Below are 25800 nucleotides of genomic sequence, written 5' to 3'. Positions count from 1 at the left end.
GCATGTCCGACTACCAAAGCATTCTGGTCGAGAAGCGCGACGCGGTGACGCTGGTAACGCTCAACCGGCCGCAGGCGCTGAACGCGCTGAACGCGCAGATCCTGTCCGAATTGCTCGATGCGATGCGCGCGTTCGATGCCGATCCGGCGCAGGGCTGCGCGGTCATCTCCGGATCGGCCAAGGCGTTCGCCGCCGGGGCGGATATCAAGGAGATGCAGGAGATGGACTTCGCCGCCATGTATGGCGGCGACCATTTCAGCGGCTGGGACGCCTTCACCCGCACCCGCAAGCCGATCATCGCGGCGGTTGCCGGCTTCGCGCTGGGCGGCGGATGCGAGCTGGCGATGATGTGCGACTTCATCCTCGCCGCCGATACTGCGAAGTTCGGCCAGCCCGAGATCAAGCTGGGCGTAACCCCCGGCATGGGCGGGTCGCAACGGCTCGCGCGCGCGGTGGGTAAGGCCAAGGCGATGGAAATGTGCCTGACCGGCCGGATGATCGGCGCCGAGGAAGCGGAACGCTGCGGCCTCGTCGCGCGCATCGTCCCCGCCGATGATCTGGTCGAGGATGCGGTGAAGACCGCCGCGACCATCGCCGCCATGGCCCCGCTGGCGGTCAAGGCGAACAAGGAAATGGTCGATGCCGCCTTCGAGACAATACTTTCCCAAGGCGTGCAATTCGAACGCCGCCTCTTCCACGCCCTCTTCGGCACGGCCGATCAGAAGGAAGGCATGACCGCTTTCGTCGAAAAGCGTCCCGGCAACTGGACGGGGCGGTAGGAGAGACCAGCATGGCACGGATCGGGTTCATCGGCCTCGGCAATATGGGCGGCGGCATGGCAGCCAATCTGGCGAAGGCGGGGCATGACGTCCGCGCTTTCGACCTGTCCGCCGACGCGCTGGCGCGGGCAAAGGCGGCGGGGTGCCTGCCGGTCGCCGACGCGGTCGAGGCGGCGACGGGCGCGCAGGCCGTCGTGACGATGCTGCCCGCCGGCACGCATGTCGCGCAAATCTATGCCGAGGCGCTGTTCGATGCGGTCGATACCGGCGCGGTGCTGATTGATTGTTCGACGATCGACGTCGATACCGCAAGACAGGTGGCCGAAGCCGCCCGTGCGAAAGGATTGCAGGCGGTCGACGCGCCGGTGTCGGGCGGGATCGCCGCTGCCAATGCCGGTGCATTGACCTTCATGGTCGGTGGCAGCGCGGCGGCGTTCGCCAAGGCCGCACCGTTCCTCGAGGACATGGGCAAGGCGGTAATCCATGCCGGTGCGAACGGTGCGGGGCAGGCGGCGAAGATGTGCAACAACATGCTGCTCGGCGCATCGATGATCGCGACCTGCGAAGCCTTTGCGCTGGCCGATAAGCTGGGGCTGGACGCGCAGACCTTTTACGACATTTCGTCGGTCAGTTCGGGGCAATGCTGGTCGATGACAAGCTATTGTCCGGTGGGGGGTGTCGGCCCCGAAACGCCTGCCGATCGTGGGTTCCAGGGCGGGTTCGCCGCCGCGTTGATGCTCAAGGACCTGCGCCTTGCGATGCAGGCGGCGGCCGGGGCGGGGGCCGATACGCCGATGGGTGCCCGCGCGGCGGAACTCTATACCCGCTTTGTCGAGGACGGCCATGCCGCTACCGATTTCTCGGGCATCATACAGACGTTGCGATAGCGGCGACTTGACGGCGCAGCGCCGATCCGCTTGGAACGCGGCTCCCCACGCGGACGTGGCGAAATCGGTAGACGCAGCGGACTTAAAATCCGCTTCCCATCGGGAGTGCGGGTTCAAGTCCCGCCGTCCGTACCAAGGGCTGGCCGTCGCCCCGGCATTCATGGCATGAAGCGGCGCATGACCCGCTTGCTGTTTCTTGGCGCCTTGCTGTTGACGCTCGCCGCGTGCGATCGGGGGGCGGACGAGCGGCCGGTGGTGGTCGATGCGATCGAGCAGGACGGCAACGGCAATACCGAGCGTGTCCTGCTACGCGGTGCGTTGGCGCAGGGACTGGTGCGTTTCGATGCCGCCGGACAGGTCGAGCCGGCGATTGCCGAGCGATGGAACATGGTCGATGACGGCCGCAGCTATATCTTTCGGCTGGGCGATGCGACGTGGAGCGACGGGCGGCCGGTGACCGCCGATCAGGTCGTGTTTGCACTTCGCCGGGCGGTGCGGGTCGAGGCCGAACACCGGCTGACCCCGTTCCTGCGATCGATCGACGAGATCGTGGCAATGACGCCGCAGGTGATCGAGGTCCGGCTGAAACGGCCCAATACCGAATTACTTACCCTGCTGGCACAGCCCGAACTGGCGGTGATGCGCGGCGCGCAAGGGAGCGGGCCGATGCGGCGGCTGGCGGGCGAAGGAGTGCGCCTGCGCGCGCCAGGTGATCCCGATGCGCCGACGCCGGTTCCGGCAGACGAGGTGCGCCTGAACGGCATGCGCCCGGCGCTGGCGGTGGCGCGGTTTCGGGAGAAGCGCAGCGATCTGGTGCTGGGGGGCGCGTTTGCCGATTGGCCGATCGTGGCTGCCGCAGCGCCGCGACCGGCCGATATCCGCGTCGATCCGGCGCGCGGGCTGTTCGGTTTTGCGATTGCGGGGCGCGACGGGTTCCTAAGCGCGCCGCTCAACCGCGCGGCGGTGGCGATGGCGATCCAGACCGCCAACCTGCCCGCCGCCATCGACGCGAACTGGAGCGGTGCCGATACCGTCCTGCCCGAAGCGTTCGATTCGGCGAGCGCACCGGCGCTGCCGCCGTGGCGCAATCTGACCGAGGCGCAACGCTGGCAGACCGCCCGTGCGCAGGTCGCCGCATGGGGACAGCCGGTGACGGTGCGCGTCGCGTTGCCCGATGGTCCCGGCGCGACGCTGCTGTGGGGACGGACGGCGGCGGCGCTGGCGCGCATCGGGGTGCGCGGGAAACGGGTCGAGATCGATGCGCCCGCCGATCTGGTGCTGGTCGACAGGGTCGCACCCTATGACAGCGCGCGCTGGTATCTAGCGACGGCCTGTCGGGGATGCGCACCGGATGCGATGACGCTGATCGCCGCGGCGCGCGATGCCACGTCGCTCCCCGAACGGGCGCAGCGGCTGGCGGCGGCGGACGCTGCGCTGGCGGCGGATGTCGCGTTCGTGCCCGTTGCGCGGCCATGGCGCTGGTCGCTAGTCGCGCCCCGGCTGCGCGGGTTCCAGACCAATCCGCGTGGCGTGCATCCGTTGAACCATCTGCGCGGCGATACCAGATAGGGGGCATGGCAAAGCCGACCCGCATCTCCCCCGAACTGTTCGAACAGATCGCCGGACATCTCGACAAACATCCCGACGCGGTGCGCCGCCGGGTAGTGGCGATCGAACGGCTGATGGAGCGGTCGATGACCATTCCGGGTACCAACCATCCGGTGGGCCTCGACTTTCTGCTGAACTTCATACCGGTGGTCGGCAGCTTCATCGGCGCGGCGATGGGCAGCTATATGCTGTGGGAAGCGCGCAACCTCGGCATGTCGCGGTGGCAGATGGCGCGGATGGCGGGCAATGTCGGCACTGACTGGGCGCTGGGGCTAATCCCGATTGTCGGCGCGGTGCCCGATTTCTTCTTCCGATCGAACACCCGCAATCTGCGGATCATCCGCAAGCATCTCGACCGCCACCATCCAGCAACGGCGACGGTCGAGGGCTGATTACGCCGCCTGCCGTCCGCCGCGCCAGACCTTGATCCGGGTGTTGGGCGTCACCCCACCCTGATGCGCTGGACAAGCGGCGTAGCGGCGGCGTTTGTCGAGGCAGAGCCAGACTTCGTCGAGCCAGCCGCGCTTGTTGGTTGTGATCCGCATCGATTGCTGCGTGATCCCCGGATTGACGCGGGCGATGGCTGCGGCGAGTTGTCCGGCGGTCAGATTCGGGCGGCGCGATAGCGCCATCATGTTCGGAAAGCGCAGCTTCTGGAACAGGCTGCGCGATTCGTTGAAATAGGCGGCAGGCGATACGCCCATGCAGGTGCCGTGCTTGGCATATTCGTGCTGCAACAACTGCGCCGACGGGGTGACGCACAGATTCTTCGCGATCACCGCTTCGGGCAGGATCGGCGTCGAGGCGCAATATTGCGGCCAGTCCTTGCCCTCGCCATCGGGCCACAGGCCGTGCAGCGTGAAGCCGAAACGATTGCCGCCGCCGCACTGGAAGGCATTGCGTGAATCGTCGGCGCGCGTCCGGCAATATTCAGGGCTCCACGTGATGGCGAGTGTGTAGCTGCCGATCGGAAGGACGCGGCGCGGCTGCGAGGGGGTGGGCAGGTCGGGGCGCGGACGTTCGATCTGGGCCGGGAGCGCGCATTGCAGTGTCTGTGCCTGTACGGCGGCAGGCACCAGCAAGGCGGCGAGCGTCAGGGCGATCCGCTTCATGCGTCGTCCTCGACGGTGTCGAACGGTGCGAACCATGCGGCGGCGTCGGGGCGGAACAGGAAGAAGGTCGCTGCGGTCTGTAGCGCGACGGCGAGGATGCGCAGGATCCCGCCGTTATCGACGATCACCGCACTGCCCGCCAAGCCGATGAACAGGCTGCCAAGGGCAAAGACGGTGAAGACGGTCACGATCCAGCGTGCGACGTTGCTGGCGCGTTTTGCGGCGAAGAACCAGAGCAGCAGCGCGATCAGCACGCCGGTCGCGATCATGCCGCCCGCCGCGATCGTGGCGCCCGATCCCAGCGCCGCCGTATCGGGATTCTCGTTCAGCCGGGCGATGGTCACCGGCCATTCGATGATATTGCCGATCAGCCCGACGACGATCGAGGCGAGGTAGAGCCGGTCGAACCGGACGATTGAAACTGGACGCATGGCGTTCCCCGTTGCAGCGCTGGGCCGTGGTTATGCGGCGTCGAGGGTGAAATCCAGCCCGATATCGGCCGCCGGGGCCGACTGGGTCAGGCGGCCGACGCTGATATAGGTCACGCCGGTTTCGGCAATTGCCCGGATCGTATCGAGATTTACGCCGCCGGATGCCTCGGCGGGGACGCGGCCGGCGATCATCGCGACGGCTTCGCGCAGGGTCAGCGGGGTCATGTTGTCGAGCAGCAAATGGGTCGCGCCAGCCGTCAGCGCGGGTTCGATCTGGTCGAGCGAATCGACCTCGACGATGATGCTCTCGATACCCGCCGCGCGGGCGCGGGCGGTGGCTTCGCCGACCGATCCGGCGACGGCGACGTGATTGTCTTTGATCATCGCCGCGTCCCACAGGCCCATGCGGTGATTGGTCGCGCCGCCCATGCGGGTCGCGTATTTTTCGAGGAGGCGCAGGCCCGGGATCGTCTTGCGCGTGTCGAGCAGAGTCGCGCCCGTGCCGGCGATTTCCGCTACATAGCGGGCGGTGAGGGTGGCGATGCCCGAGAGGTGCTGGACGGTGTTCAGCGCCGATCGTTCGGCGGTCAGTAGCGCGCGAGCATTGCCGCGCAGGCGCAGTAATGCGGTACCGGCCGCAACCCGATCGCCGTCGGAAACCAGCGGTTCCAGAACCACTTGTGGGTCGAGGTGGCGGAAGAAGGCGGCGGCGATATCGAGGCCGGCGACGGTGATCGCGTCGCGGCTGTCCATCACGCCGGTGAAGACCGCGTCGCCGGGGATGACCGCGGCGGCGGTGATGTCGCCCGCCTCGCCCATATCCTCGGACAGGGTGGCGGCTACGAAGGCGGGAAGGTCGAAACCGGGGAGCATGGCATTGTCCGACAAGGAGGAACTGGAGCGGCTATAGGGCGCGGGCCGAAGTTGGTGAAGGTTACACGTAGCGTGCATTTAGAAGCGCGTCCGGTCGCGCCGGCAGGGACGGCGCCGCTCGCCAGCATGACGCCATCCGAAGGTGTAGGAAAGTTCATGAAGCCAAGCGCACCACCGATCGTTTCCCTGTCCGAACGAAGTCGGAGGATGACGTGGGCGGACGGACGGTGGTGGTGACGGGCGCGGAATCAGGGATCGGTGCAGCGTGCGCGGCGGCATTCGGGCGCGCAGGCGACCGGGTGGCGGTGCTGTATCATTCGGACCAGGACGGCGCGGAGAAAAGTGCGGCGGCGGTGCGGGAAAGTGGTGGCGAAGCGACCACCATCCAGGCCGATGTTGACGGCGAGGCGTCGGTCGACGCCGCTTTTGCCAAGGTCGAGGCGCAATGGGGTCCGGCGGACGTGCTGGTCAATTCGGCGGGGCTGAACATGACCGGCGTCACCGTGCGCGACATGGCGCTCGACCAGTGGCGGCGGCTGATCGACACCGACCTGACCGGGGCGTTCCTGACCTCGCGCCGGTTCCTGACCGGACGCGGCGAGCGGACCGGCGACGCGGCGATCCTGCACATCTCGTCGATCCATGCCTATGCAGTGCGTGCGGGCGGGGCGGATTATTGCGCGGCGAAGGGCGGGCTGACCAACCTGGTGGAAACATTGGCGATCGAGGAGGCGGCGCGCGGCATTCGCGTTAATGCGATCGAGCCGGGCATGATCCTGACGCCGATGAACGCCCGAGCCCAAGCGGATGCGACCTATCGCGCGACCCTCGAGCACAATATCCCGATGCAACGCGCGGGGCGGCCCGAGGAGGTCGCCGATCTGGCGGTGTTCCTTGCCAGCGACCGCGCGCGTTACATCACCGGCGCGCGGATCGTGATCGATGGCGGGCTGTCGCTGATGCAGGCGATCGGCGCATGAGCGGGGGTGGCAACATCGACGATCCGCACCGCAAGGACGTGGTCGCCGACAACGAGGTCGAGCTCGATTTCAACGTTCGCCGGATCGAGGGCGTGACGCTCGACGGTCCGCCCGCGCTGATGGCGCGCGACCTGATGAGCCCCTATGTCTGGCAGGAAGCGGACGGACGGTTCGGGATGATGGTGCGGGCGGTGACGCGCGCGGGCGAACCGATGACCGATACCGGCGTGATCTGGGCCGGATGGAGCACGGACGGACGCCACTTCACGATGCTGCCCGAACCGTCGATCATGCCGGGGCCGGACGACCATGACGCGGGCGGGGTCGAGGACCCGACGGTGGTGCGGCGCGACGACGGCTATATCGTCTATTATTCGGGGGTATTGGGCGACCATGCCCATGGCGAGCTGTCCTATGCGACCGGGCCCTCGCTCGACCGGCTGACCAAAAGCGGCGTCGCGCTGGCATCGTCCAAGTCGGAGGGCAATACCAAGGAAGCGACGATCGACCGGACGCCCGACGGGCGCTGGCGGCTCTTCTACGAATATGCTGCCGACGAGGCGTCGCGGATCGGCATGGCGATCGGTGCCGATGTCGCGGGACCGTGGGAGGAACAGCCGACGCCGTTCATGCCGCGCGTCGACAGCTGGGACGATTGGCATTTGTCGACCGGGCCGCTGCTGACCGATGATCCGGCGATGCCGGTGATGTTCTATAACGGCGCGACCCGCGACGCGCGGTGGCGGATCGGCTGGGTGGCGTTCGATGCGGACTATATGCGCGTGGTGGCGCGGGGGATCGAGCCGCTGATTACCCCGCCGCCGGTGGATGACCGGAGTGCGACCGATATCGCGTTCGCTGCGTCGGTGGTCGTGGAGCGGGGGGCGATTTGGTTGTATTATTCGCTGGAGGATCGGAAGCTGGCGCGGGCGTTGATCCGGCGGAGTTGAGGGGGCGTTCCTAACCTTTCTCTTTTCCTTCCCTTTCCCCCCTCCGTTTGCTTCGAGCGCAGGTTCGAGCATGTCGAGAACCGAAGTCGAGAAGGGGTTGCCACCGGGCGACCGGCTTCTCGACGGATGCTTCTCGACAGGCTCGAAGCTGCTCGAACCGAACGGGGTGGGGGTTGGAGTAAGGATAAAGGTGGGGATGAGTAGGGATTCTACACCCGTTCATGCTGAGTAGGAGCTGAGTGCAGTCGAAGACCCGTATCGAAGCATCTGCCACTAACGGCCCTTCGATACGCCATTTCGACAAGCTCAATGGCTACTCAGGGCGAACGGTGGGGCGCTGGGTAGGATGGAGCTGAAGCGGGATAGTCCTATAGCCTTCGTCGCTCCCGCGCAGGCGGGAGGCTATACACGCTGTCGTCGCCCTGCCTGCCGAATCGTCGGCGGCAATGGATTCCCGCCTTCGCGGGAATGACGATGGGGTGGGCGCAGTGAACGCTACTCCTACCCCTTGCGCTGCCCCTCAACGATGGCGATCGCGCGCTGGACCGATGCCTCGATCGACAGGAAGCTGGTATCCAGCGGTGCGGCGTCCGCCGCCATCACCAACGGTGCGGTGGAGCGCGACGAATCGCGTTCGTCGCGGGCGCGGATGTCGGCGAGGACGCGGTCGTAGGTCACGGTCGATCCGGCCTTGGCGAGTTCGGCGTGACGGCGGCGGGCGCGGATCGCGGGGGTGGCTTTTACGAACAGTTTTGCGTCGGCGTCGGGCGCGATGACGGTGCCGATGTCGCGGCCGTCGAGCACGGCGCCGCCCAGTTGCTGCGCGAATTTGCGCTGACGACGGAGTAGTGCCGAACGGACCAGCGGGTGGGCGGAGACGATCGAGGCGGTCTGGCCGGCGTCGTCGGTGCGCAGCCATGGATCGGAAAGTAACGTGTCGGGAAAGTCGCAGGCGGCGACGCAGTCCGCCTCGCGCTCCGGGTCAAGCCCTTCGCGCAGTACCAGCGTCGCGACGGCGCGGTAGAGCAGCCCGGTATCGAGATGCGGCAGGCCGAAATGCTTCGCCAGCGCCCGGGCGATGGTGCCCTTGCCCGATGCTGCCGGGCCATCGACGGCGATGATCACAGCGTTGCGCCGAGGCCACGCAGCAGCGTGGTGAAGGTCGGGAAGCTGGTCGCCACGGGTGCCATGTCGTCGATGGTGACCGGTTCGCGCGACACCAGGCCGGCGACGACGAAGCTCATCGCGATCCGGTGGTCGAGTTTCGCGGCGATGGTGCCGCCGCCGGGCAGCGGGTCGCCGCCCGTGCCGTCGATGATCAGGCCGTCCTCGGTCTCCTCGACCCGCGCGCCGATCGCGCGCAGCCCTTCGGCCATGGTCGTGATGCGGTCGCTTTCCTTGACGCGCAGTTCTTCGAGGCCACGGGTCACGGTGCGCCCCTTGGCGAGCGCGGCGGCAACGAATAGAATCGGGAATTCGTCGATCATCGACGGGGCGACCGCCGGATCGACCGCGATCCCGGTCAGAGTCGAGGCGCGGACGACCAGATCGGCGACCGGCTCGCCGCCGACGTCGCGGCGGTTCTCGAACGCGATGTCGCCGCCCATGGCGCGCAGCACGTCGAACAACGCCGCACGGGTCGGGTTAAGGCCGACATTGGTGACGGTGACATGGCTGCCCGGCACCAGCAACGCGGCGACGACCGGGAAGGCGGCGGAGGAGGGATCGCCGGGGACGGTGATCGTCTGCGGCTGTAATTCCGCCTCGCCGTGCAGTTCGATCACGCGGCCGGCCGATGTCTGCTCGACGGTCAGCTTCGCGCCGAAACCGGTCAGCATCCGCTCGCTATGGTCGCGGGTCGGCACCGGTTCGACGACGCGGGTGATGCCCGGCGTGTTCAGCCCGGCAAGCAGGATCGCCGACTTCACCTGCGCCGAGGCGACCGGCAGCGTATAGTCGATCGGTACCGCCGGCACGATTCCGCGCAGCATGAGGGGCAGGCGACCGCCGGGGCTGGCCGTGATCTCCGCGCCCATATGGCTGAGGGGTTCGATGACGCGGCCCATCGGGCGCTTGCTGAGCGAGGCGTCGCCGGTGAAGGTCGCGGTGATCGCATGGGACGACACCAGCCCCATCAGCAGCCGGGTCGAGGTGCCCGAATTGCCCATGTCGAGCGCGGTGGCGGGCTGCAGCAGGCCGCCGACGCCGACGCCGTCGATCGTCCAGATGCCGTCGTCGCCGCGTACGATCGTCGCCCCCATCGCCCGCATCGCGGCGGCGGTGGACAGGACGTCCTCCCCCTCCAGCAGCCCGGTCACGCGGCTGGTGCCGACGGCCAGTGCCGATAGCATGAGCGAACGGTGGCTGATCGATTTGTCGCCGGGAACGGGGGCGGTGCCGGTCAGCGGACCGCTGGCGGCGACGGATAGGGGGGTGGGCTGGGCGTGGTGCATGACCGGCGGCTTTGACAGCGCGTGCCCGCTATGGCAAGGCGCGGCCCATCCGGGGCATGTGCCCTGTTCTTCCACGACACCGAAAGGTTTGGCTACACATGGTGAAGCCGGAATGGGGTACGAAGCGTACCTGTCCGAAATGCGCGACGCGCTTCTATGATCTGGGCAATGAAGACCCGGTGACCTGCATCAATTGTGGCGTGCACTGGACGCCCGAACCGATCCTGAAGTCGAAGCAGCCGCTGCCGTTCGAACAGGTGAAGGTCGAGAAGGAAGGCGCCAAGGACGCCGATCTGGGCGACGATCTGGACATCGAGGGCGACGACGAGCCGTCGGCCGACGACGATGTCGATCTGGGTGGCGACGACGATCTGGGCGTCGACACGTCTGACGAGGACAGCGACGCCGAGCGCTGATTTTTTTGGGGCGGCGGGCGCAAAAGGCGCTTGCCAAACCGGCGCCCTCCGCATAGAGGGCGCTCCTCCCCGCAAGGGGAAGCAAGGCCGCCGACCAGCAGCGGCCCTGCGCAAAATGGACGGGGCCGTAGCTCAGCTGGGAGAGCGCTGCAATGGCATTGCAGAGGTCAGGGGTTCGATCCCCCTCGGCTCCACCATTTCCAAACGACCCCGCAGCGATGCGGGGTTTTTTGTTGTTCGCGCACCGCGGTTTTGCACACGTTATGCGGTGTACCGTCGCCAACGCTGCAAATATGTTGCAAAACGGTCGAGAATGTTTCGCGATTAAACCAGTATAGCGAACGGAGCAGCAACAGCCGCTAGCTGAAAACCCTATGACAGGGGACCAAGCGCTGCGGTATCGTTCGCGACTGTTCGCATATTCCGGATTACACGCCGCCGACCGCGTCCTGATCGACGAATTGCTCGATCAGCGTCAGCGCAGCGTCGCGCCGCGCCGCGACATTGTGTCGGAAGGCGAAGCGCCGCGATTCGTGCATTTCGTGCTCGACGGCTGGGGCTGTCGGTATCGGCAGATGTCCGATGGACGGCGGCAGTTGCTGTCGTTGCTGCTGCCGGGCGACCTGTTCGATACGAACCCGCAAGTCGTGGCACGGATGGACCATGCGATCGGCGCGATCACGGCGATGACGGTGGCGGAGGTGTCGCCCGACGCATTGTCGGCGCTGGCCGAGGCGCGGGTCGGCATCGCACAGGCGCTGTGGTGGAACGATCATGTCGCGTTCGGCACGCATCGCGAATGGATCGCCAGCCTGGGGCTGCGATCGGCGCGCGAACGGATCGCCCTGCTGTTCTGCGAGGTATATTTCCGGCTGCGGCTGGTCGGGCGCTGTGCGGGGCCGACCTGCGAATTCCCGCTGACCCAGGCCGATCTGGCCGAGGCGACCGGGCTGACGCCGGTGCATGTCAACCGGATGGTGCAGGAGCTGCGTCGCGACCGGCTGATCGAATGGGCGGGGCGGTCGCTGACGATCCTCGACCTCGACCGGCTGTGTCAGTTGGCGTCGTTCACCCCCAGCTATCTGCATCTCGACCGCACGGTGCCGATGGCGGTGTAGCCTGTACCGGACGTCCCGCTTTCGGACCGGCGGGACGCGATTGACGTTGGGCGAAATCGTAGACGAATCGTTAAGAGCGGTGATCATGAAACCGCAGCCCATCGCCCCACGCCGTCATCCCTTCCGCGCCAGCCTGCCCAAGCTGGCGCGCGTGCCGCTGTCGAGCGACGACAGCGACCTGAAGCTGTTCGCAGTCAGCTTCACGGCGTTCTTCGTCTGCTTCTACACGTTCCTGCTCTGACGCCTATGCCGGGCAGCCGTCGCGGCACGCCTTGTTCAGGCGAGCGGCGAGCCATGCCGAGATCAGGCACATGCCCGCGACGATCAGCAGCATGTCGGTCGGGCCGAGGCCGGCCTTGGTCAGCAGGATCACGCTGATCGCGCCGACCGTCATCGACGCGCAGTTGACCACATTGTTCGCCGCGACCGTCCGCGCGGTCTGGTCCTTGGTCACTGTGGTGGTCAGGAAGGCATAGAGCGGCACGACGAACATGCCGCCGAAGATCGCGATCAGCGCCAGCGTGGCGAGCAGCAGCAGCGATTGCGGATGGGTCACGAAATCGATGACGCCGTACAGGCCGTCGTCGGGCGCGGGCACCCAGTTGCGCGCCTCGAACGCGAAAGCGAGTACGCACACCGCCATGGCGATCACCGACGCGGGCGAATAGCGCGCCGAAATCTGGCCCTTGAGCAGCGCGTTGATGATGACCGATCCGATCGCGACCCCGATCGAGAAGATCGCGATGGTCAGCGACGCGACCTGCTGGTCGGCGGTCAGGATGTTCTTCACCAGCACCGGGAAGATGACGATCAGCACCGACCCGATCGTCCAGAAGAAGCTGATCGACAGGATGGCGAGGAACAGGCGGCGGATATGCATCGTCGCCGCAATCAGATGCCATGACGAGGTCAGCGGGTTGAAGTTGATGGTCAGTTCGGGGCCGCTCCGCGGGGCCGGCGGCACGAACCGGCCGGTGACCCAGCCGATCAGCGCGACGACCACCACCAGCCCGGCGGCCCATTCGACGCTGATCCACCCCGCGACGATCGTGCCGGTCAGCACCGACAGATAGGTCGCCGCCTCGATCAGGCCGGTGCCGCCCAGCACCTGATGATCCTCCAGATGCTGCGGCAGGATCGCGTATTTGATCGGCCCGAAAAAGGTCGAATGGACGCCGAGCATCACGACGGCGCTCAGCATCATCACCACCCCGGTCGTGACGTACCCGGTGCGCGCGATCAGCATCCCCGCCGCGCCGTACAGCATGATGCCGATCTCGGCGGTCTTGACGATGCGGATGATCCGCGCCTTGTCATGCGTATCGGCGAGCTGGCCCGACAGCGCGGAGAGCAGCACGAAGGGCAGGATGGCGAGGCCGGTGGCCAACGCGTTGAAATTCTGTTCGCTCGCCGGGTCCTTGAACAGCTGGTAGGTCGCGAACAGCACCATCGCGTGCTTGAACAGATTGTCGTTGAACGCGCCCAGGAACTGGGTGACGAACAGCGGCAGGAAACGGCGCTGCTTGAGCAACCCCAGCGCATTTATCATTCGAACAAAGACCTAATTATGTCCCCGCAGGGTGTTGCGGGGGTGTAGCCGAGCCAAGCCGCCCGCTTCAATCGCCGATTGCCGCTTTCGCCGGGGGGCGCCGCGGTGCTAGACCGCGCCCGTGTTGACGCTTCCCAATATTCTGACCTTGTCGCGTATTCTGGCGGTGCCGCTGCTGGTCGCGTTCCTGTGGTGGCCGATGTGGGAGGCAGGCTATGCGATCGCCTTCGCCCTCTACTGCCTGATGGGGATCACCGATTATTTCGATGGTTACCTGGCACGTGCGCAGGGGACGGTGTCGAAGCTCGGCGTGTTCCTCGACCCGATCGCCGACAAGATCATGGTCGCGGCCGTCATCCTGATGCTGGTCGGTACCCGGCACGACGTGGCGATCATCACCGGTATCCACCTGATCGCCGCACTCATCATCCTGCTGCGCGAGATCGCGGTGTCGGGGCTGCGCGAGTTCCTTGCCGGCATCCAGGTATCGCTGCCGGTGTCGAAGCTGGCCAAGTGGAAGACGACGCTGCAACTGGTCGCGTTCGGCGCGCTGATCCTCGCCGGCGCGGTCCCGGCCTATCCCTTCGTACACATTACCGGGCTGATATGCCTGTGGGGAGCGGCGGTGCTGACCGCGATCACCGGCTGGGATTATTTGCGGGTCGGTTTGAAGCACATGGACAGTTGATGGCGATCGAGATCCTCTATTTCGCGTGGGTGCGCGAAGCGATCGGGCAGGGCAGCGAGCGGGTCGATCCGCCTGCCGACGTCACGACGGTCGCCGAATTGGTCGACTGGCTCGCCCTGCGCGGCGGCGGCTATGCGACGGCGTTCGAACAGCGCGAGCGATTGCGCGCCGCGGTCGACCAGGCGTTCGTGCCGCTCGACACCGCGATTGCCGGCGCCCGCGAGATCGCGCTCTTTCCGCCGGTGACTGGCGGATGATCCGCGTAGTCGTACAGGAGGCGCCGATCGACCTTGCGGCAGAGTTCGCGCTGGCCGAGGCGGAGGATGCCGGGGCGGTGGCGACCTTCACCGGGCTGGTGCGCGGTGATGATGGCGTGACCGAATTGGCACTCGAACATTATCCCGGCGCCACCGAACGCGCGCTGGAGGCGCTGTGCGCGGAAGCCGTAGCACGTTGGGCCTTGGCGAAGGCGGTGGTCGTTCACCGGGTCGGGCCGATGGTGCCGGGCGACCGGGTGGTGTTCGTCGCCACGACCGCCCGGCATCGTGGAGCGGCGCTGGAGGCCTGTGCGTTTCTGATCGACCGTTTGAAGACCGGCGCGCCGTTCTGGAAGCGCGAGCGGCGCGGCGGCGATGCCCGCTGGGTCGAGTCGCGGGAAAGCGACGATGCGGCGGCGGCGCGCTGGGGGTGAAGGGGGCAGTGCTTCGATAAAGGCTTTGGCGGGAGCGGCCTCCAGTTGGCACGGAAGGGGTTCCGCCGGGGTGTCTTGTAGCGTCGCGTTCGGGGTGGGGCGTTCCCGACGAACGCTTCTCGACTTCGCTCGAAGCTGCTCGAAGCAAACGGTAAAGACTTGAATCACGTCTCAAGCCAAAGCCGGACGGGATCACTCCCGTCCGGCTCGTTCGTTCCTCGAAAACGAATTAGCCGAGCTTCGGCGCCAGCACGCCGTTGACGACATGGACTACGCCGTTCGACTGTTCGACGTCATATTGCGTGACATAGCTCTTGCCGCCGCCGACATCGGTCAGCACCAGCGCGCCGTTTTCCAGCGTAGCCTTGATCGGCTGACCTTCGACCGTGGTCAGCGTCGCGGTGCCACCGCTCGCTTCGATCTGGGCCTTGAGCGCGGCCGAATCGAGCTTGCCGGGGACGACGTGGTAGGTCAGCACCTTGGTCAGCGACGGCTTCTGCTCGGGCTTGAGCAGCGTGTCGAGCGTGCCGGGGGCGAGGCGACCGAATGCTTCGTTGGTGGGTGCGAAGACGGTGAACGGACCCGGACCCGACAGCGTCGCGGTCAGGTCGGCGGCCTGTACCGCCTTGACCAGCGTAGTCAGATTGCCCGCCTTCGACGCATTGGCGACGATCGTCGCGGTCGGCAGCATCGGCGCGCCGCCGACCATGACCGGCGCGGTCGCGGTGGCGTTGGTATTGGCCTGTACGCCGGTCTGGACCGTGCCGACCGGGGTGGTCGCGGTCGCGGTCGTGCCAGTCCGAGCGCCGGTCGTGGCGGTCGCGGCCGGTTGCGCCGGCGGGGTCTGGGCATAAGCGGTGCCGGCCAGCGACAGGGCGAGCGCGGCGGTGGAAAGCGTGGCGCGAATCATCGGTTTTCTCCGGTGGTTGCGAAAATTGGATATGCGGTGCGTCGCACACCGACCCCGGAAATACGGTTCAGCGGCGAAAACGGTTCCCGCCGGACTGATTTGGATCAGCCGCGCTCGGCCGCCAGTACCTCGGCCAGCAGGCGGAAATCGCGTTCGCGCGGCGATGCGCGGCGCCACACCAGCGCGATCCGGCGCTGGGCATTTTGCGATTCGATCGGGCGGGCGGTGACGCCGGTATTGTCGAGAATGCCGGCATCGATCGCCATTTGCGGCAACATGGTGGTGCCGAGGCCGTTGTCGACCATCTGGACGATGGTGTGCAGCGACGTGCCCATCATCATCGCCTGTCCGCGCAGTTCGGGTTGCTCACAGGCGCGCAGGGCATGGTCCTTCAGGCAATGGCCGTCCTCCAACAGCAATAGCCGTTCGGGATCGATATCGTCGGCGACCAGTGGCGCGGTGTCGCCGATGTCGTTTCCCGGCACCGCCAGCAGCAACCGATCCTCGAACAGCGGCGCGACCTCGACCTCGCCACAGCCATAGGGAAGTGCCAGCAGCACGCAGTCGGTGCGGCCATGATGCAGACCCTCGCACGCCGCCGCGCTCGGCTCCTCGCGCAGGAACAGCTTCAGGTCGGGATAGTCGCGGCGCAGGCGGGGCAGCAGGCGCGGGAGGAGGAACGGCGCGATGGTCGGGATGACGCTCATCCGCATTTCGCCCGACAGCGGCCGGCCGGCGGCGCGCGCCATGTCGGTCAGTTCCTCGGCCTCGCGCAGCACCTTGCGCGCCTTGGTCACGATGCTTTCGCCGAGCGGGGTGAAGCGGACGACTCGGCGCGTCCGTTCGACCAGCACCACGCCGATTAATGTTTCGAGTTCGCGAATGCCGGCGGACAGCGTCGATTGTGTCACGAACGATGCCTCGGCGGCGCGGCCGAAATGGCCCGCGTCGCGAAGCGCGACAAGATATTGAAGTTGCTTGAGCGTAGGCAGGTACACCGACATGACCGCGTTACTTATCGATTGCACCGATCATTCCCAAGGGGAATTCCGATTGGATCGGTCCGGATCGTACCCTATATCGCGATGCAGCAATTCACGGTGCGGCAACGCACCAAAAGAAAGGGCATCTCATGCTGACCGTTGGCGACAAGCTCCCCGAATTCACCGTTCCCGTCCAGCAGGGCACCAGCGCGCTGCCCGCCGGCGAGACGCTGAGCCACGACGCGTTCCCGGGCAAGTGGAAGGTGTTGTTCTACTGGCCGAAGGACTTCACCTTCGTCTGCCCGACCGAGATCGTCGGCTATAGCGAACTAAAGGACGATTTCGCCGATCGCGACGCCGTGCTGATCGGCGCGTCGACCGACACCGCACACGTCCACCTCGCATGGCGCAAGTCGGACCCGGACCTGGCCGCCGCAGACTTCCCGTGGATCGCCGACAATGGCGCGGTGCTGGCAAGCAAGCTCGGCATCCTCGACAAGAACGAGCATGTCGCGTTCCGTGCGACCTTCATCATCGATCCGGACAACGTCATCCAGGCGGTGCAGGTCAATGGTCTGAACGTCGGTCGCAACCCGGCGGAAACGCTGCGCGTGCTCGACGCGCTGCAGACCGACGAACTGTGCCCGTGCAACTGGAACAAGGGCGACGACGTCCTGCAGGTCGCAGCCTGATCTTTCGGGAGCGGGCCGCGGTCCGCTCCCTTTCTCTCGGCACCCCAGCGCAGACCGGGCCTTTCGCCCGATCGGCTGGGGTGTCGTGTATCTGACGGAGATACCCCATGTCGCTCAAGGAATTTGCGGGCGCGCTGCCCGATTTCGCCAAGGATATCCGCCTGAACGTCGGCTCGCTGTTGAACGAGACGGTGCTCGATCCGCAGAAGAAGTTCGGGACGATGCTGGCCTGCGCACACGCCACCGGCCACAAACCGCTGGTCGATGCGGCCGAGGCGGAAGTCGCCGACAAGCTGTCGCCCGAAGCGGCGAATGCGGCGCGCGCGGCGGCGGCGGTGATGGCGATGAACAACGTCTATTACCGGTTCGTCCACCTCGCCAAGAACAAGGAATATGGCAATCTGCCCGCCAAGCTGCGGATGAACGTCATCGCCGCGCCGGGGATCGATAAGGTCGATTTCGAACTGTTCAGCCTTGCGGTGTCGGCGATGAACGGCTGCGGCATGTGCATCGACGCGCATGAGGACGTGCTGAAGAAGCACGGCGTGAAGGCCGAGGTGATCCAGGGCGCGGTGCGCATCGGCGCGGTGCTGGCGGCGGTGGCTACCGTCCACGCGGCGGTGGCGTAACAAGATTTGTCTCACGCGAAGGCGCGGAGACGCAAAGGGGCTTCGGCCCGCTGTCGTCCCGCGTCAGCGGGACTGTCAGACCTGCGTCAACCCGTGGAACGGCAGATCGCTACGCGATCGGTTTCCTCGAGCTAGCCTCCTCCGCGTCTTCGCGCCTTCGCGTGAACCAATTTTTTGACGTTCTTACGACAGCGACCGGTACACGCTGTACAGGCTGGTGACCGTCAGCACGATGCCGACGAGGATCAGCAGCGTACGCGCCGGGATGTGTTTGGCGAACATCGCCCCGAATGGTGCGGCGGCGATCCCGCCGATCAGCAGCCCGACCACGGCGGTCGTGAACGCCTCCAGGCCGAGGTTGAGCAGGAAGGTCAGCGAGATGCTGACCGTCAGGAAGAATTCGGCGGTATTGACCGTGCCGATCGTCGTGCGCGGCGTGGCGCCCTGCACCAGCAGGTTTGAGGTCACGACCGGGCCCCAGCCGCCGCCGCCCGCCGCATCGAGGAAGCCGCCGACCAGTCCCAACGGGGCGATGATCTTCGGCTCCTTCGGCTCGGGCGGCTTCCGCAGGCCGCGCCACAACAGATAGATGCCGATCCCGGCCAGATAGGTCATCACGAACGGCCGCGTGACCGACGCATCGAGCGACGACAGCAGATAGGCGCCGGTCACCCCGCCGGCGATGCCGGGCAGTACCAGCCGCCCGAACAGTTTCCAGTTCACATTCTTGTGCAGCGCATGGCTGATCCCCGACACGCCCGTCGTGAAACATTCCACGACATGGACACTGGCCGAGGCGGTCGCGGGCGGCACGCCCAATACGCTGACCAGCAGCGTCGACGAAATCACTCCGAACGCCATGCCGAGCGCGCCATCGACGATCTGGGCAGCGAATCCGGCGGCAATGAATTCGGCCAGACGCGCCCAGTCGATATTCTCGAACATCCAATTTCCTTCGATATCGGCTCAAGCGGCGGACAGTGATGACGGCAAACGACAATGCCTACAAGATACATGGGCTTTGTTACGCCTACAGCATGGCTTGGCGGCGGGCGGCAAGGTGCCTACATGCAGGCATCGGTTAAGGGGATTGCCCATGTTCGCGCGGCTCGTGCGCTATCTGGATTCGATCAAGGCGCGCGACCCCGCGCCGCGGTCGCGCGCGGAAATCCTGACCTATCCCGGGGTCTGGGCGGTCGCGCTGCACAAGGTCGCACACCGGCTGTTCCGCGGCGAATGGTATTTCGCGGCGCGGGTCGTCAACCATCTTTCGCGCTTCATGACCGCGATCGACATCCATCCGGGTGCGACGATCGGGCGGCATTTCTTCATCGACCATGGCTTCGTCGTGATCGGCGAAACGGCGGAGATCGGTGACGGCGTCACCATTTACCAGAATGTCACGCTGGGCGGGACCAGTCCCGACAACGGCATCGCCGGCAAGCGTCACCCGACGATCAGCGACGGCGCGATCATCGGGTCGGGTGCGCAGGTGCTGGGACCGATCACCATCGGGCGGCGCGCGCGCGTCGGCGCCAATGCAGTCGTGACGAAGGACGTGCCCGAGGGCACGACGGTCGTCGGCATCCCGGCGCGTCCGACCGTGGTCGAGGGCGGGCAGGCGGGCGATCCGCGCTTCGTCCCCTATGGCACCCCTTGCCGCGACATCTTTGATCCGCAGACGCAGCGTATCGAACTGCTGCGTTGCGAGCTGGAGACGCTTCGCAAGCGGCTGGACGAAGTGCTGGCCGAGCAACAGGACCATCGCGACCGGGCCTGATGGGAGTCGTCACGCCCTTTCCGGCATCGCGCCAGCCCGGACAGGTCGGGTTCGAACGCGCCGAACTGACTCGTATCCTCGACTTGTACGGCCGGATGGTCGCGGCGGGGCACTGGCGCGACTATGCGATCGATCTGGGGCGCGACGCGGCGGTATTCAGCGCGTTCCGCCGCGCGACCGAACGGCCCGAGTTCCGGATCGAGAAGCGGCCGTCCTTACGCAACAAACAGGGCATGTGGGCCTTGGTCGGCGAAGCCGGTGCGGTAGTGAAGCGTGGGCATGAACTGGGTCCGGTGCTGGCCCCGGTCGAACGGCGGCTGATGAAGCTGGTCGAGGAATAAAAGACGGCCCCGGTCGCCCGGGGCCGTGAGGTCGCTGCTCAAGGAATGTTTCAGGCCATCGCCACCGGCGGCAGGCGTTGGCCCAGGCCGCCGAGCACTCCAACCACCGTACGGCGCATCGGTTGCCAGAATACCGACAAGGTCAGCAGCGCCGATCCGATGACGAAGGCGGTGAACGCTGCCGACAGTTCGACTGCGCCCGCTTTCTCGAACAGCGCGAAGAGCGCGTAGAGGACATAGGCGAGGCTGGAGACCAGCAGCGCGCGGCGGTCGACGGCCAGCGCGACGATGCCGAACAGGATGTAGAGCGCGATCACCACCGCCGCCATCGGCAGCGTGACGCTGGGTCCGAACACGCCGAGCAGCTGGAACAGCGAGTGTGCGATCAGCGGTGCGGCGACGAGGTGCAGCCAGAAGGCGACGTCGCTACGCCGGGTACGGCGATCGCGGTCGCTCATGTCCCAGCGCATCGCCGCAACGAACACGCCGACGCCGCCGAGCAGGGTGATCGGATAGAAATTATCCTTTAGTGCCGGGAACGCCGCGACGATCAGCGACGCTACGGTCGCGACCAGCGCCGCCGCCCCTGCGGCGACGGTGATCGGCACCATGAACCGCCGCCAATGCGCCCAGGCCGCACCCGCTGCAACGAGGCCGATGCCAGCAAAGATCATCGCCGTGGTGCGATCGGGCACATTCTGCGGATCGAGTTCAACGACGATCCCGAACAGCGTAGCGGCGACGCCGCCGACGAACGCGAGCAGCAGGAGGATGCTGGGCAGCGCCATGCGACGGCGCGCCGTAAAATACTCGGCGAGGAACCACGCGGCGCCCGCAACGCCAAGCCCTCCCAGCGGCGTCAGGATGGTGCCCCCGATCCAGGCGAGCGATACCAGCAGCAGGGCGAGCGCGACCGAGACGAAGATGTCGTTGAACCCGGTCAGCAGGCGGAAATGTTCCTCGTCCACCACCGGCGTCGCGCGTTGCTGCGCGATATGGGCGCGAAGGGCTTCGGCGGCATCGGGGGACAGGACCCCGGCCTCCACCGCCCCGTTCAGATCGCTCTCGCTATACATGCCAATAACCTCCCTGTATTGGTCGAGTATGACACGAGTGTATTGCCGTTGCAATACACAAGGGCGGGCAGATCGATTAGTGGGCGCCGGGCAGCGTCAGCCCTTCGCGGCGGAATGCGCGCTGGACGGCGGGACGTTCCGCCATGCGCAGGGCGTGGGCGGTCCAATGCGGGACGTCGCTGGCCATGTCGAATTGCAGGACTGGTCCGCGTCCCCAGATCCAGAAGACCAGCAGATAGGCATCGGCGACCGAATAACGCTCGCCGATCGCCCAAGGACCTTCGCCGAGCCGCGCATCGACCGCCCGCCACAGGTCGCGGCAGGTCAGCAGACCCTTGGCGCGAACCTCTGCCAGCGCCGGTTCGCTGTCGGCATAGCGTTCCGCGCGGCGGACATGGGCGTAGGCGACATGGACCGTCGACGCGATCCACGCCAACCATTCGGCGACGCGTGCCTGATCGGGCAGCGCTTCGGGCCACAATCCGCTGTCGGGATGCGATCGGGCAATGAACTGGAGGATCGCCGGGTTTTCGGTCAGCACCCAGTCGTCGACGGCGAGCACGGGCACCCGCCCCTTGGGATTGATGCGCAGAAATTCCGGCGATCGTTGCTGCCCCGACGCCATGTCGACACGAACCGGTTCGAAGGGAATGCCGGTTTCCTCAAGCGCAATATGCGGCGCGAGCGAGCATGCCCCGTTGCTGTAAAATAGTCGCAAGGACGTCGGCATCGCGTTTCCCCGTTTCAGGCGGCATCGATCGTAGCGTTCTTGCGCCAGGCAGGGAAGATGACGGTGACGCTGCCCGCACGTTCTGGCGAACCGTGTGTCGAAGTGCGTTAGGCGCGACAAAAAAAGCGCCCTGCCGGGGAGGCAGGGCGCTCGATCAAGCCGGTTGGCCGCCGGGCTTACTTGCCGCCGGGGTTGCGGCAGCCGTCCTTCAGCGTCCGCGTGCAGACCGGATAGCTTTGCGGCGCGGGCGGGGGCGGGGTCACCTGCGGCGGGGCGAAGGTGATCTGCGGCGAACCTGCCATCGGCGCGCCGGCCATCGGTGCCGGCGGGGCGGGCGGGGCCATCGGCGCGTTCGGATCGGCCGCCATCGGCGCAGGCGGCGGCGGCGCGTTCGGGTCGGCCGGTGCGTTCGCGTCCGGCGCCATCGGGGCGGGCGGCGGCGTCATGTTGTCGGCGGGTGGGGTTGGTGCAGCGGGCGTGCCCGCCTGCATCGTCGAATCGGCGGGCGGCGTGGTCGGCGGGGTCGTCTGGGCGACGGCGGCACTACCGATCAGCATAGCGGCCATGAAAGCGACAGTCTTCATCGGAAGATTCCTTTTCGACTTGTTTCGTTTAGGCTGCGGACCAAACGAGCCAAGTCGAAAAGGTTTCCGGTTCAGTCTTCAGCCGGTCGCGTCGAGTGCATAGCCCGCCGAACGCACGGTACGGATGATATCGGGCCGATCGCCGACATTGATCGCCTTGCGCAGTCGCCGGATATGCACGTCGACGGTGCGCGATTCGATGTCCGAATCATGGCCCCACACCGCATCGAGCAGACGTTCGCGTGAAAATACCCAGCCGGGATGTTCGAGGAAGTGCTTGAGAAGACGGAATTCGGTGGGGCCGAGCGGTACGACGTCGCCGCCACGCCGCACGCGGTGGCCGACCGTGTCCATCTCAATATCGGCATAGGTCAGCGCCTCGCCCGCCAGTGCCGGGCGTACGCGGCGGAGCACGGCGTTGACCCGCGCGACGAGCTCCCGGGGGCTGAACGGCTTGGTGACATAATCGTCGGCACCGGTCTCGAGGCCGCGGACGCGGTCTTCTTCCTCGCCACGCGCAGTCAGCATGATGATCGGGACGTTCTGCGTCTCGGCCTGGCGACGCAACTGGCGGCACACCTCGATCCCCGACAGCCCTTCGACCATCCAGTCGAGCAGGACGATGTCGGGCGTCGCCTCTCGCGCGAGGAGCAGCGCTTCTTCGCCCTCGTGCGTGCGGACGACCTCGAAATCCTCGCGCTGGAAATGAAAGGCGATGAGCTCGGCGAGCGCCGCATCGTCTTCCAGCAGCAACATCCGTGCCTTGGTCATGATTATCCTGCGAATTCCGTAGTTTCACGCTCCGCCATCGTCTGACCGGTGGCGGCGAAATAGACCATTTCGGCGACGTTGGTCGCATGGTCGCCGATGCGTTCGAGATTCTTGGCGACGAACAACAGGTGCGCGACCTGGCTGATCGTCTTGGGATTTTCGACCATATAGGTCACCAGCACGCGGAAGATGCTGTTGTAGTAATCGTCGAGCGCATTGTCGCGCTTGCAGATTTCGACCGCTGCCTGCGCATCGCGCGCCGAAAAGGCGTCGAGCACGTCATGGACCATGTCGGCGGCGAGCTGCGCCATCGCCGGCAGGATGCTGAGCGGTTCGATGCGCGGGTCGTGCGTCTCGCCATGGATCGACGACACGCGCTTGGCGATGTTCTTGGCATAGTCGCCGATGCGTTCGATGACGGCGGCGATCTTCAGCGCCGCCACGACCTCACGCAGATCGTCGGCCATCGGTGCGCGCAGCGCGATGACGCGGACGGTCAGCTTCTCGACCTCCGCCTCGATCGCGTCGATCGCCTTGTCCTGCGCGCGGACCTGTTTGGCAAGCGCCGGATCGTTGCGGGTCAGCGCCAGCATTGCGTCGCTGATCGCCTGTTCGGCAAGGCCGCCCATTTGCGAGATCAGCGCGCGCAAGTGCCCGATGTCGCGATCGAACGCCTTGACGGTATGTTCGTGGCCCGTCGTCATCTCGCCTCCCTCAACCATAACGCCCCGTGATATAGTCTTTTGTGCGCTCCTGGCGGGGGTTGGTAAAGATGTCCGACGTGCGGCCATATTCGACCAGTGTGCCGAGGTGGAAGAAGGCGGTACGCTGCGACACGCGCGCGGCCTGCTGCATGTTGTGGGTGACGATGGCGATGGCGTAGCGGCCGCGCAGTTCGTGGATCAGTTCCTCGATCTTGGCGGTGGCGATCGGGTCGAGCGCCGAACAGGGTTCGTCCATCAGGATGACTTCGGGGTCGACGGCAATGGCTCGGGCAATGCATAGCCGCTGCTGTTGACCGCCCGACAGCGCGGTGCCGCTGTCGGTCAGGCGGTCCTTGACCTCGTTCCACAGCCCGGCACGGGTCAGCGAACGTTCGACGATACCGTCCATCTCCCCCTTCGACGCGGCGAGGCCGTGGATGCGCGGGCCGTATGCCACGTTCTCGTAGATCGATTTGGGGAAGGGGTTCGGTTTCTGGAACACCATGCCGACGCGGGCGCGCAGCTGCACCACGTCCATGGCGGGGGAGTAGATATCCTCGCCATCGAGGCGGATGTCGCCGGTCACGCGGGCCGACGACACGGTGTCGTTCATCCGGTTCATCGTGCGCAGGAAGGTCGACTTGCCGCAGCCCGACGGGCCGATGAACGCGGTGACATGCTCCATGGCGATGTCGATCGACACGTCCTTGATCGCCTGTTTCTGGCCATAGAACACGTCCACGCCGCGCGCGGACAGCTTCGGGACGGCGTTGGAGAGATTGGTGTCGGTCATTACCAGCGGGTCTCGAAGCGATTGCGGAGATAGATGGCGAGTGCGTTCATCGCGAGGAGGAACGCCAGCAGCACGAGGATCGCGGCGCTGGTCTTTTCGATGAAGCCGCGGCTGACCTGGTCGGACCACAGGAAGATCTGCACCGGGAGGACTGTCGCGGGATCGGCAAAACCCTGTGGCGGCTGGCTGATGAAGGCGCGCATGCCGATCATCAGCAGCGGCGCGGTCTCACCCAGCGCGCGGGCCATGCCGATGATCGTGCCCGTGAGTATGCCGGGCAGCGCCAGTGGTAGGACGTGGTGGAACACAACCTGCACCTTCGACGCGCCGATGCCGAGCGCGGCGTCACGGATCGAGGGCGGTACCGCCTTGATCGCGTTGCGCCCGGCGATGACGATGACCGGCATGATCATCAGCGCCAGGGTCAGGCCGCCGACGATCGGGGCGGAGCGCGGCAGGTTGAGCGTGCCGAGGAATACGGCCAGCCCCAGCAGGCCGAAGATGATCGAGGGCACTGCGGCGAGGTTGTTGATCGATACCTCGATCAGGTCGGTCCAGCGGTTTCGCGGAGCATATTCCTCGAGATACAGCGCCGACAGCGTGCCGACCGGGAAGGCGATCAGCAGCGTCACCAGCATCGTCATCAGTGAGCCTTTCAGCGCGCCCCAGATGCCGACCGCGGTCGGATCGGTCGAATCGGCCGATTTGAAGAAGTCGGTGTTGAACCCGGTCGAGATCGTGCCTGCCTTTTCCAGCCGGGTGACGATCGCTTCGTCCGCAGCCTCGCCATCGGCCTTGGTGGCTTCCTCGATTCCCGGCGCGGCGGGGACGGGGATGCTGACCTTGCGCGACAGGATCGACGGGTCGGCCTTGATCGCGTCGCGGACGGTCAGCCATGCGCTGTCGGAGATGACGCGGTTGTCCTCGCCGAACGCCGCGGCGGCTGCGCCGTTGACGGTGTTTTCGAGGCCCGCGCCGGCCAACGCCAGATCGGCTCCACGCGTCTTCAACTGTGCGCGATCGACCTCCAGTCCGGCGGCGGGGAAATCGATCGGCAGCGAGACCATGGTCCGCTGGAACCCGCCGATCCCGCTCATCAACATGGTGACCAGCAGGAAGGCGAGGAAGCCCGCCGACAGGACCACCGCGGCGAGGCCGAAGAAGCGGAAGCGGCGTTCGGCGGCATAGCGGCGGCGGATGCGCTTCTGCATCGCCCCCGTTTTCCAGTCGGTGGGCACGCGCTCGGGGGTCGCGGCGCGCTCGACGGCGGGC

Annotated in this window: 32 protein-coding genes and 2 tRNA genes; 18 read left to right on the top strand and 16 right to left on the bottom strand. The window is 66.3% G+C overall.

Features of this window, described 5'->3' with window-relative positions:
- Window positions 1-2 precede the first annotated feature (2 nt).
- From AAIO73_RS10695 to AAIO73_RS10675, 5 genes are all read left to right on the top strand, one after another.
- Entirely contained in the window at window positions 3-779 is a 777-nt protein-coding gene (locus AAIO73_RS10695; protein ID WP_345877939.1) for an enoyl-CoA hydratase, read from the top strand.
- An 11-nt stretch (window positions 780-790) separates the two neighbouring features.
- A complete protein-coding gene (mmsB, locus tag AAIO73_RS10690) occupies window positions 791-1666 on the top strand; it encodes a 3-hydroxyisobutyrate dehydrogenase (RefSeq protein ID WP_345877937.1) in 876 nt (291 codons plus the stop codon).
- Window positions 1667-1715: 49 nt separating this feature from the next.
- Window positions 1716-1801, top strand: a tRNA-Leu gene (locus tag AAIO73_RS10685).
- Window positions 1802-1843: 42 nt separating this feature from the next.
- Window positions 1844-3235, top strand: coding sequence for an ABC transporter substrate-binding protein (locus AAIO73_RS10680; RefSeq protein ID WP_345877935.1), 1392 nt, complete (start codon window positions 1844-1846; stop codon window positions 3233-3235).
- A 5-nt stretch (window positions 3236-3240) separates the two neighbouring features.
- Entirely contained in the window at window positions 3241-3666 is a 426-nt protein-coding gene (locus tag AAIO73_RS10675; protein WP_345877934.1) for a DUF4112 domain-containing protein, read from the top strand.
- On the opposite strand, the gene AAIO73_RS10670 is transcribed toward AAIO73_RS10675, so the two are convergent.
- Genes AAIO73_RS10670 through nadC form a run of 3 tightly spaced genes read right to left on the bottom strand, consistent with a single transcriptional unit; the run spans window position 3667 to window position 5690 of the window.
- A complete protein-coding gene (locus tag AAIO73_RS10670; RefSeq protein ID WP_345877932.1) occupies window positions 3667-4386 on the bottom strand; it encodes a ribonuclease T2 family protein in 720 nt (239 codons plus the stop codon).
- Complete coding sequence (locus AAIO73_RS10665) at window positions 4383-4817, bottom strand: hypothetical protein (RefSeq protein ID WP_345877931.1); 435 nt, start codon at window positions 4815-4817, stop codon at window positions 4383-4385. The genes AAIO73_RS10670 and AAIO73_RS10665 overlap by 4 nt, the downstream gene beginning before the upstream one ends.
- 30 nt (window positions 4818-4847) lie before the next feature.
- A complete protein-coding gene (gene nadC, locus AAIO73_RS10660; RefSeq protein WP_345877929.1) occupies window positions 4848-5690 on the bottom strand; it encodes a carboxylating nicotinate-nucleotide diphosphorylase in 843 nt (280 codons plus the stop codon).
- 212 nt (window positions 5691-5902) lie between these two features.
- Between nadC and AAIO73_RS10655 the strand changes: the two genes are divergently transcribed.
- The gene (locus tag AAIO73_RS10655) at window positions 5903-6670 is read left to right on the top strand and encodes an SDR family oxidoreductase (RefSeq protein WP_345877928.1); all 768 of its coding nucleotides are present in this window, start codon (window positions 5903-5905) and stop codon (window positions 6668-6670) included.
- Window positions 6667-7620 (top strand): glycoside hydrolase family 130 protein, encoded by a 954-nt coding sequence (locus tag AAIO73_RS10650; protein ID WP_345877927.1) that lies wholly within the window; start codon window positions 6667-6669, stop codon window positions 7618-7620. Before AAIO73_RS10655 ends, AAIO73_RS10650 begins: the two co-directional genes overlap by 4 nt.
- A 501-nt stretch (window positions 7621-8121) precedes the next feature.
- Here AAIO73_RS10650 and AAIO73_RS10645 read toward each other — a convergent pair.
- Both AAIO73_RS10645 and aroA read right to left on the bottom strand, forming a co-directional pair.
- Window positions 8122-8745, bottom strand: a complete 624-nt coding sequence (locus AAIO73_RS10645) for a (d)CMP kinase (RefSeq protein ID WP_345877926.1) — start codon at window positions 8743-8745, stop codon at window positions 8122-8124.
- Window positions 8742-10073: a 3-phosphoshikimate 1-carboxyvinyltransferase gene (gene aroA, locus AAIO73_RS10640; protein WP_345877925.1), complete on the bottom strand. Its 1332-nt coding sequence runs from the start codon at window positions 10071-10073 to the stop codon at window positions 8742-8744. Before aroA ends, AAIO73_RS10645 begins: the two co-directional genes overlap by 4 nt.
- A gap of 98 nt (window positions 10074-10171) precedes the next feature.
- Here aroA and AAIO73_RS10635 point away from each other — a divergent pair, with 98 nt between their 5' ends.
- The 4 genes from AAIO73_RS10635 (at window position 10172) to AAIO73_RS10620 (ending at window position 11848) form a co-directional block, all read left to right on the top strand.
- Window positions 10172-10489: an FYDLN acid domain-containing protein gene (locus AAIO73_RS10635; protein WP_242116827.1), complete on the top strand. Its 318-nt coding sequence runs from the start codon at window positions 10172-10174 to the stop codon at window positions 10487-10489.
- A 121-nt stretch (window positions 10490-10610) separates the two neighbouring features.
- Window positions 10611-10686: transfer RNA gene (locus tag AAIO73_RS10630), tRNA-Ala, on the top strand.
- 177 nt (window positions 10687-10863) lie between these two features.
- Window positions 10864-11607 (top strand): Crp/Fnr family transcriptional regulator, encoded by a 744-nt coding sequence (locus tag AAIO73_RS10625; protein ID WP_345877924.1) that lies wholly within the window; start codon window positions 10864-10866, stop codon window positions 11605-11607.
- Window positions 11608-11692: 85 nt separating this feature from the next.
- Complete coding sequence (locus AAIO73_RS10620) at window positions 11693-11848, top strand: hypothetical protein (RefSeq protein ID WP_345877923.1); 156 nt, start codon at window positions 11693-11695, stop codon at window positions 11846-11848.
- 3 nt (window positions 11849-11851) lie between these two features.
- Here AAIO73_RS10620 and AAIO73_RS10615 read toward each other — a convergent pair whose 3' ends face one another.
- A complete protein-coding gene (locus AAIO73_RS10615; RefSeq protein WP_345877922.1) occupies window positions 11852-13156 on the bottom strand; it encodes an MFS transporter in 1305 nt (434 codons plus the stop codon).
- Window positions 13157-13277: 121 nt separating this feature from the next.
- On the opposite strand from AAIO73_RS10615, the gene pgsA reads away from it, so the two are divergent.
- From pgsA to AAIO73_RS10600, 3 genes are read left to right on the top strand one after another with little or no spacing between them, the layout of a single operon-like run.
- On the top strand, window positions 13278-13844 hold the full coding sequence (gene pgsA, locus AAIO73_RS10610; protein ID WP_345877920.1) for a CDP-diacylglycerol--glycerol-3-phosphate 3-phosphatidyltransferase: 567 nt from the start codon (window positions 13278-13280) through the stop codon (window positions 13842-13844).
- Complete coding sequence (gene moaD / locus AAIO73_RS10605) at window positions 13844-14101, top strand: molybdopterin converting factor subunit 1 (protein WP_345877919.1); 258 nt, start codon at window positions 13844-13846, stop codon at window positions 14099-14101. Before pgsA ends, moaD begins: the two co-directional genes overlap by 1 nt.
- The gene (locus tag AAIO73_RS10600; protein ID WP_345877918.1) at window positions 14098-14535 is read left to right on the top strand and encodes a molybdenum cofactor biosynthesis protein MoaE; all 438 of its coding nucleotides are present in this window, start codon (window positions 14098-14100) and stop codon (window positions 14533-14535) included. The genes moaD and AAIO73_RS10600 overlap by 4 nt, the downstream gene beginning before the upstream one ends.
- Window positions 14536-14764: 229 nt before the next feature.
- Here AAIO73_RS10600 and AAIO73_RS10595 read toward each other — a convergent pair whose 3' ends face one another.
- Complete coding sequence (locus AAIO73_RS10595) at window positions 14765-15445, bottom strand: fasciclin domain-containing protein (RefSeq protein WP_345877917.1); 681 nt, start codon at window positions 15443-15445, stop codon at window positions 14765-14767.
- A gap of 104 nt (window positions 15446-15549) precedes the next feature.
- Window positions 15550-16449, bottom strand: a complete 900-nt coding sequence (locus AAIO73_RS10590) for a hydrogen peroxide-inducible genes activator (RefSeq protein ID WP_345877915.1) — start codon at window positions 16447-16449, stop codon at window positions 15550-15552.
- A 128-nt stretch (window positions 16450-16577) separates the two neighbouring features.
- On the opposite strand from AAIO73_RS10590, the gene AAIO73_RS10585 reads away from it, so the two are divergent.
- Both AAIO73_RS10585 and ahpD read left to right on the top strand, forming a co-directional pair.
- The gene (locus tag AAIO73_RS10585; RefSeq protein WP_345877914.1) at window positions 16578-17120 is read left to right on the top strand and encodes a peroxiredoxin; all 543 of its coding nucleotides are present in this window, start codon (window positions 16578-16580) and stop codon (window positions 17118-17120) included.
- Between the two features lie 107 nt (window positions 17121-17227).
- Window positions 17228-17749 carry an alkylhydroperoxidase, AhpD family gene (gene ahpD / locus AAIO73_RS10580; protein ID WP_345877913.1) on the top strand — a complete coding sequence of 174 codons (522 nt, stop codon included), beginning with the start codon at window positions 17228-17230 and terminating at the stop codon, window positions 17747-17749.
- A 183-nt stretch (window positions 17750-17932) separates the two neighbouring features.
- On the opposite strand, the gene AAIO73_RS10575 is transcribed toward ahpD, so the two are convergent.
- Complete coding sequence (locus AAIO73_RS10575; protein ID WP_242116836.1) at window positions 17933-18694, bottom strand: sulfite exporter TauE/SafE family protein; 762 nt, start codon at window positions 18692-18694, stop codon at window positions 17933-17935.
- A gap of 151 nt (window positions 18695-18845) precedes the next feature.
- Here AAIO73_RS10575 and epsC point away from each other — a divergent pair, with 151 nt between their 5' ends.
- Complete coding sequence (epsC, locus tag AAIO73_RS10570; RefSeq protein ID WP_345877911.1) at window positions 18846-19529, top strand: serine O-acetyltransferase EpsC; 684 nt, start codon at window positions 18846-18848, stop codon at window positions 19527-19529.
- Window positions 19529-19870 (top strand): DUF2794 domain-containing protein, encoded by a 342-nt coding sequence (locus AAIO73_RS10565; protein WP_345877909.1) that lies wholly within the window; start codon window positions 19529-19531, stop codon window positions 19868-19870. The genes epsC and AAIO73_RS10565 overlap by 1 nt, the downstream gene beginning before the upstream one ends.
- Window positions 19871-19920: 50 nt before the next feature.
- Here AAIO73_RS10565 and AAIO73_RS10560 read toward each other — a convergent pair whose 3' ends face one another.
- The 7 genes from AAIO73_RS10560 to pstA form a co-directional block, all read right to left on the bottom strand.
- The gene (locus AAIO73_RS10560; protein ID WP_345877907.1) at window positions 19921-20946 is read right to left on the bottom strand and encodes a hypothetical protein; all 1026 of its coding nucleotides are present in this window, start codon (window positions 20944-20946) and stop codon (window positions 19921-19923) included.
- Window positions 20947-21022: 76 nt separating this feature from the next.
- Window positions 21023-21676: a glutathione S-transferase family protein gene (locus AAIO73_RS10555; protein ID WP_345877906.1), complete on the bottom strand. Its 654-nt coding sequence runs from the start codon at window positions 21674-21676 to the stop codon at window positions 21023-21025.
- Window positions 21677-21852: 176 nt separating this feature from the next.
- Entirely contained in the window at window positions 21853-22260 is a 408-nt protein-coding gene (locus AAIO73_RS10550; RefSeq protein ID WP_345877905.1) for a hypothetical protein, read from the bottom strand.
- A 78-nt stretch (window positions 22261-22338) separates the two neighbouring features.
- Entirely contained in the window at window positions 22339-23031 is a 693-nt protein-coding gene (phoB, locus tag AAIO73_RS10545) for a phosphate regulon transcriptional regulator PhoB (protein ID WP_242116842.1), read from the bottom strand.
- Between the two features lie 2 nt (window positions 23032-23033).
- Window positions 23034-23735, bottom strand: coding sequence for a phosphate signaling complex protein PhoU (gene phoU, locus AAIO73_RS10540; protein ID WP_345877903.1), 702 nt, complete (start codon window positions 23733-23735; stop codon window positions 23034-23036).
- A gap of 10 nt (window positions 23736-23745) precedes the next feature.
- A complete protein-coding gene (gene pstB / locus AAIO73_RS10535; RefSeq protein ID WP_242116844.1) occupies window positions 23746-24528 on the bottom strand; it encodes a phosphate ABC transporter ATP-binding protein PstB in 783 nt (260 codons plus the stop codon).
- Window positions 24528-25739 (bottom strand): phosphate ABC transporter permease PstA, encoded by a 1212-nt coding sequence (gene pstA, locus AAIO73_RS10530; protein WP_345878052.1) that lies wholly within the window; start codon window positions 25737-25739, stop codon window positions 24528-24530. Before pstA ends, pstB begins: the two co-directional genes overlap by 1 nt.
- Window positions 25740-25800 lie beyond the last annotated feature (61 nt).

This window comes from Sphingomonas epibiotica (assembly GCF_039615155.1).
Taxonomy (GTDB): Bacteria; Pseudomonadota; Alphaproteobacteria; order Sphingomonadales; family Sphingomonadaceae; genus Sphingomonas.
This window is presented reverse-complemented; position numbering and strand designations above follow the sequence as displayed.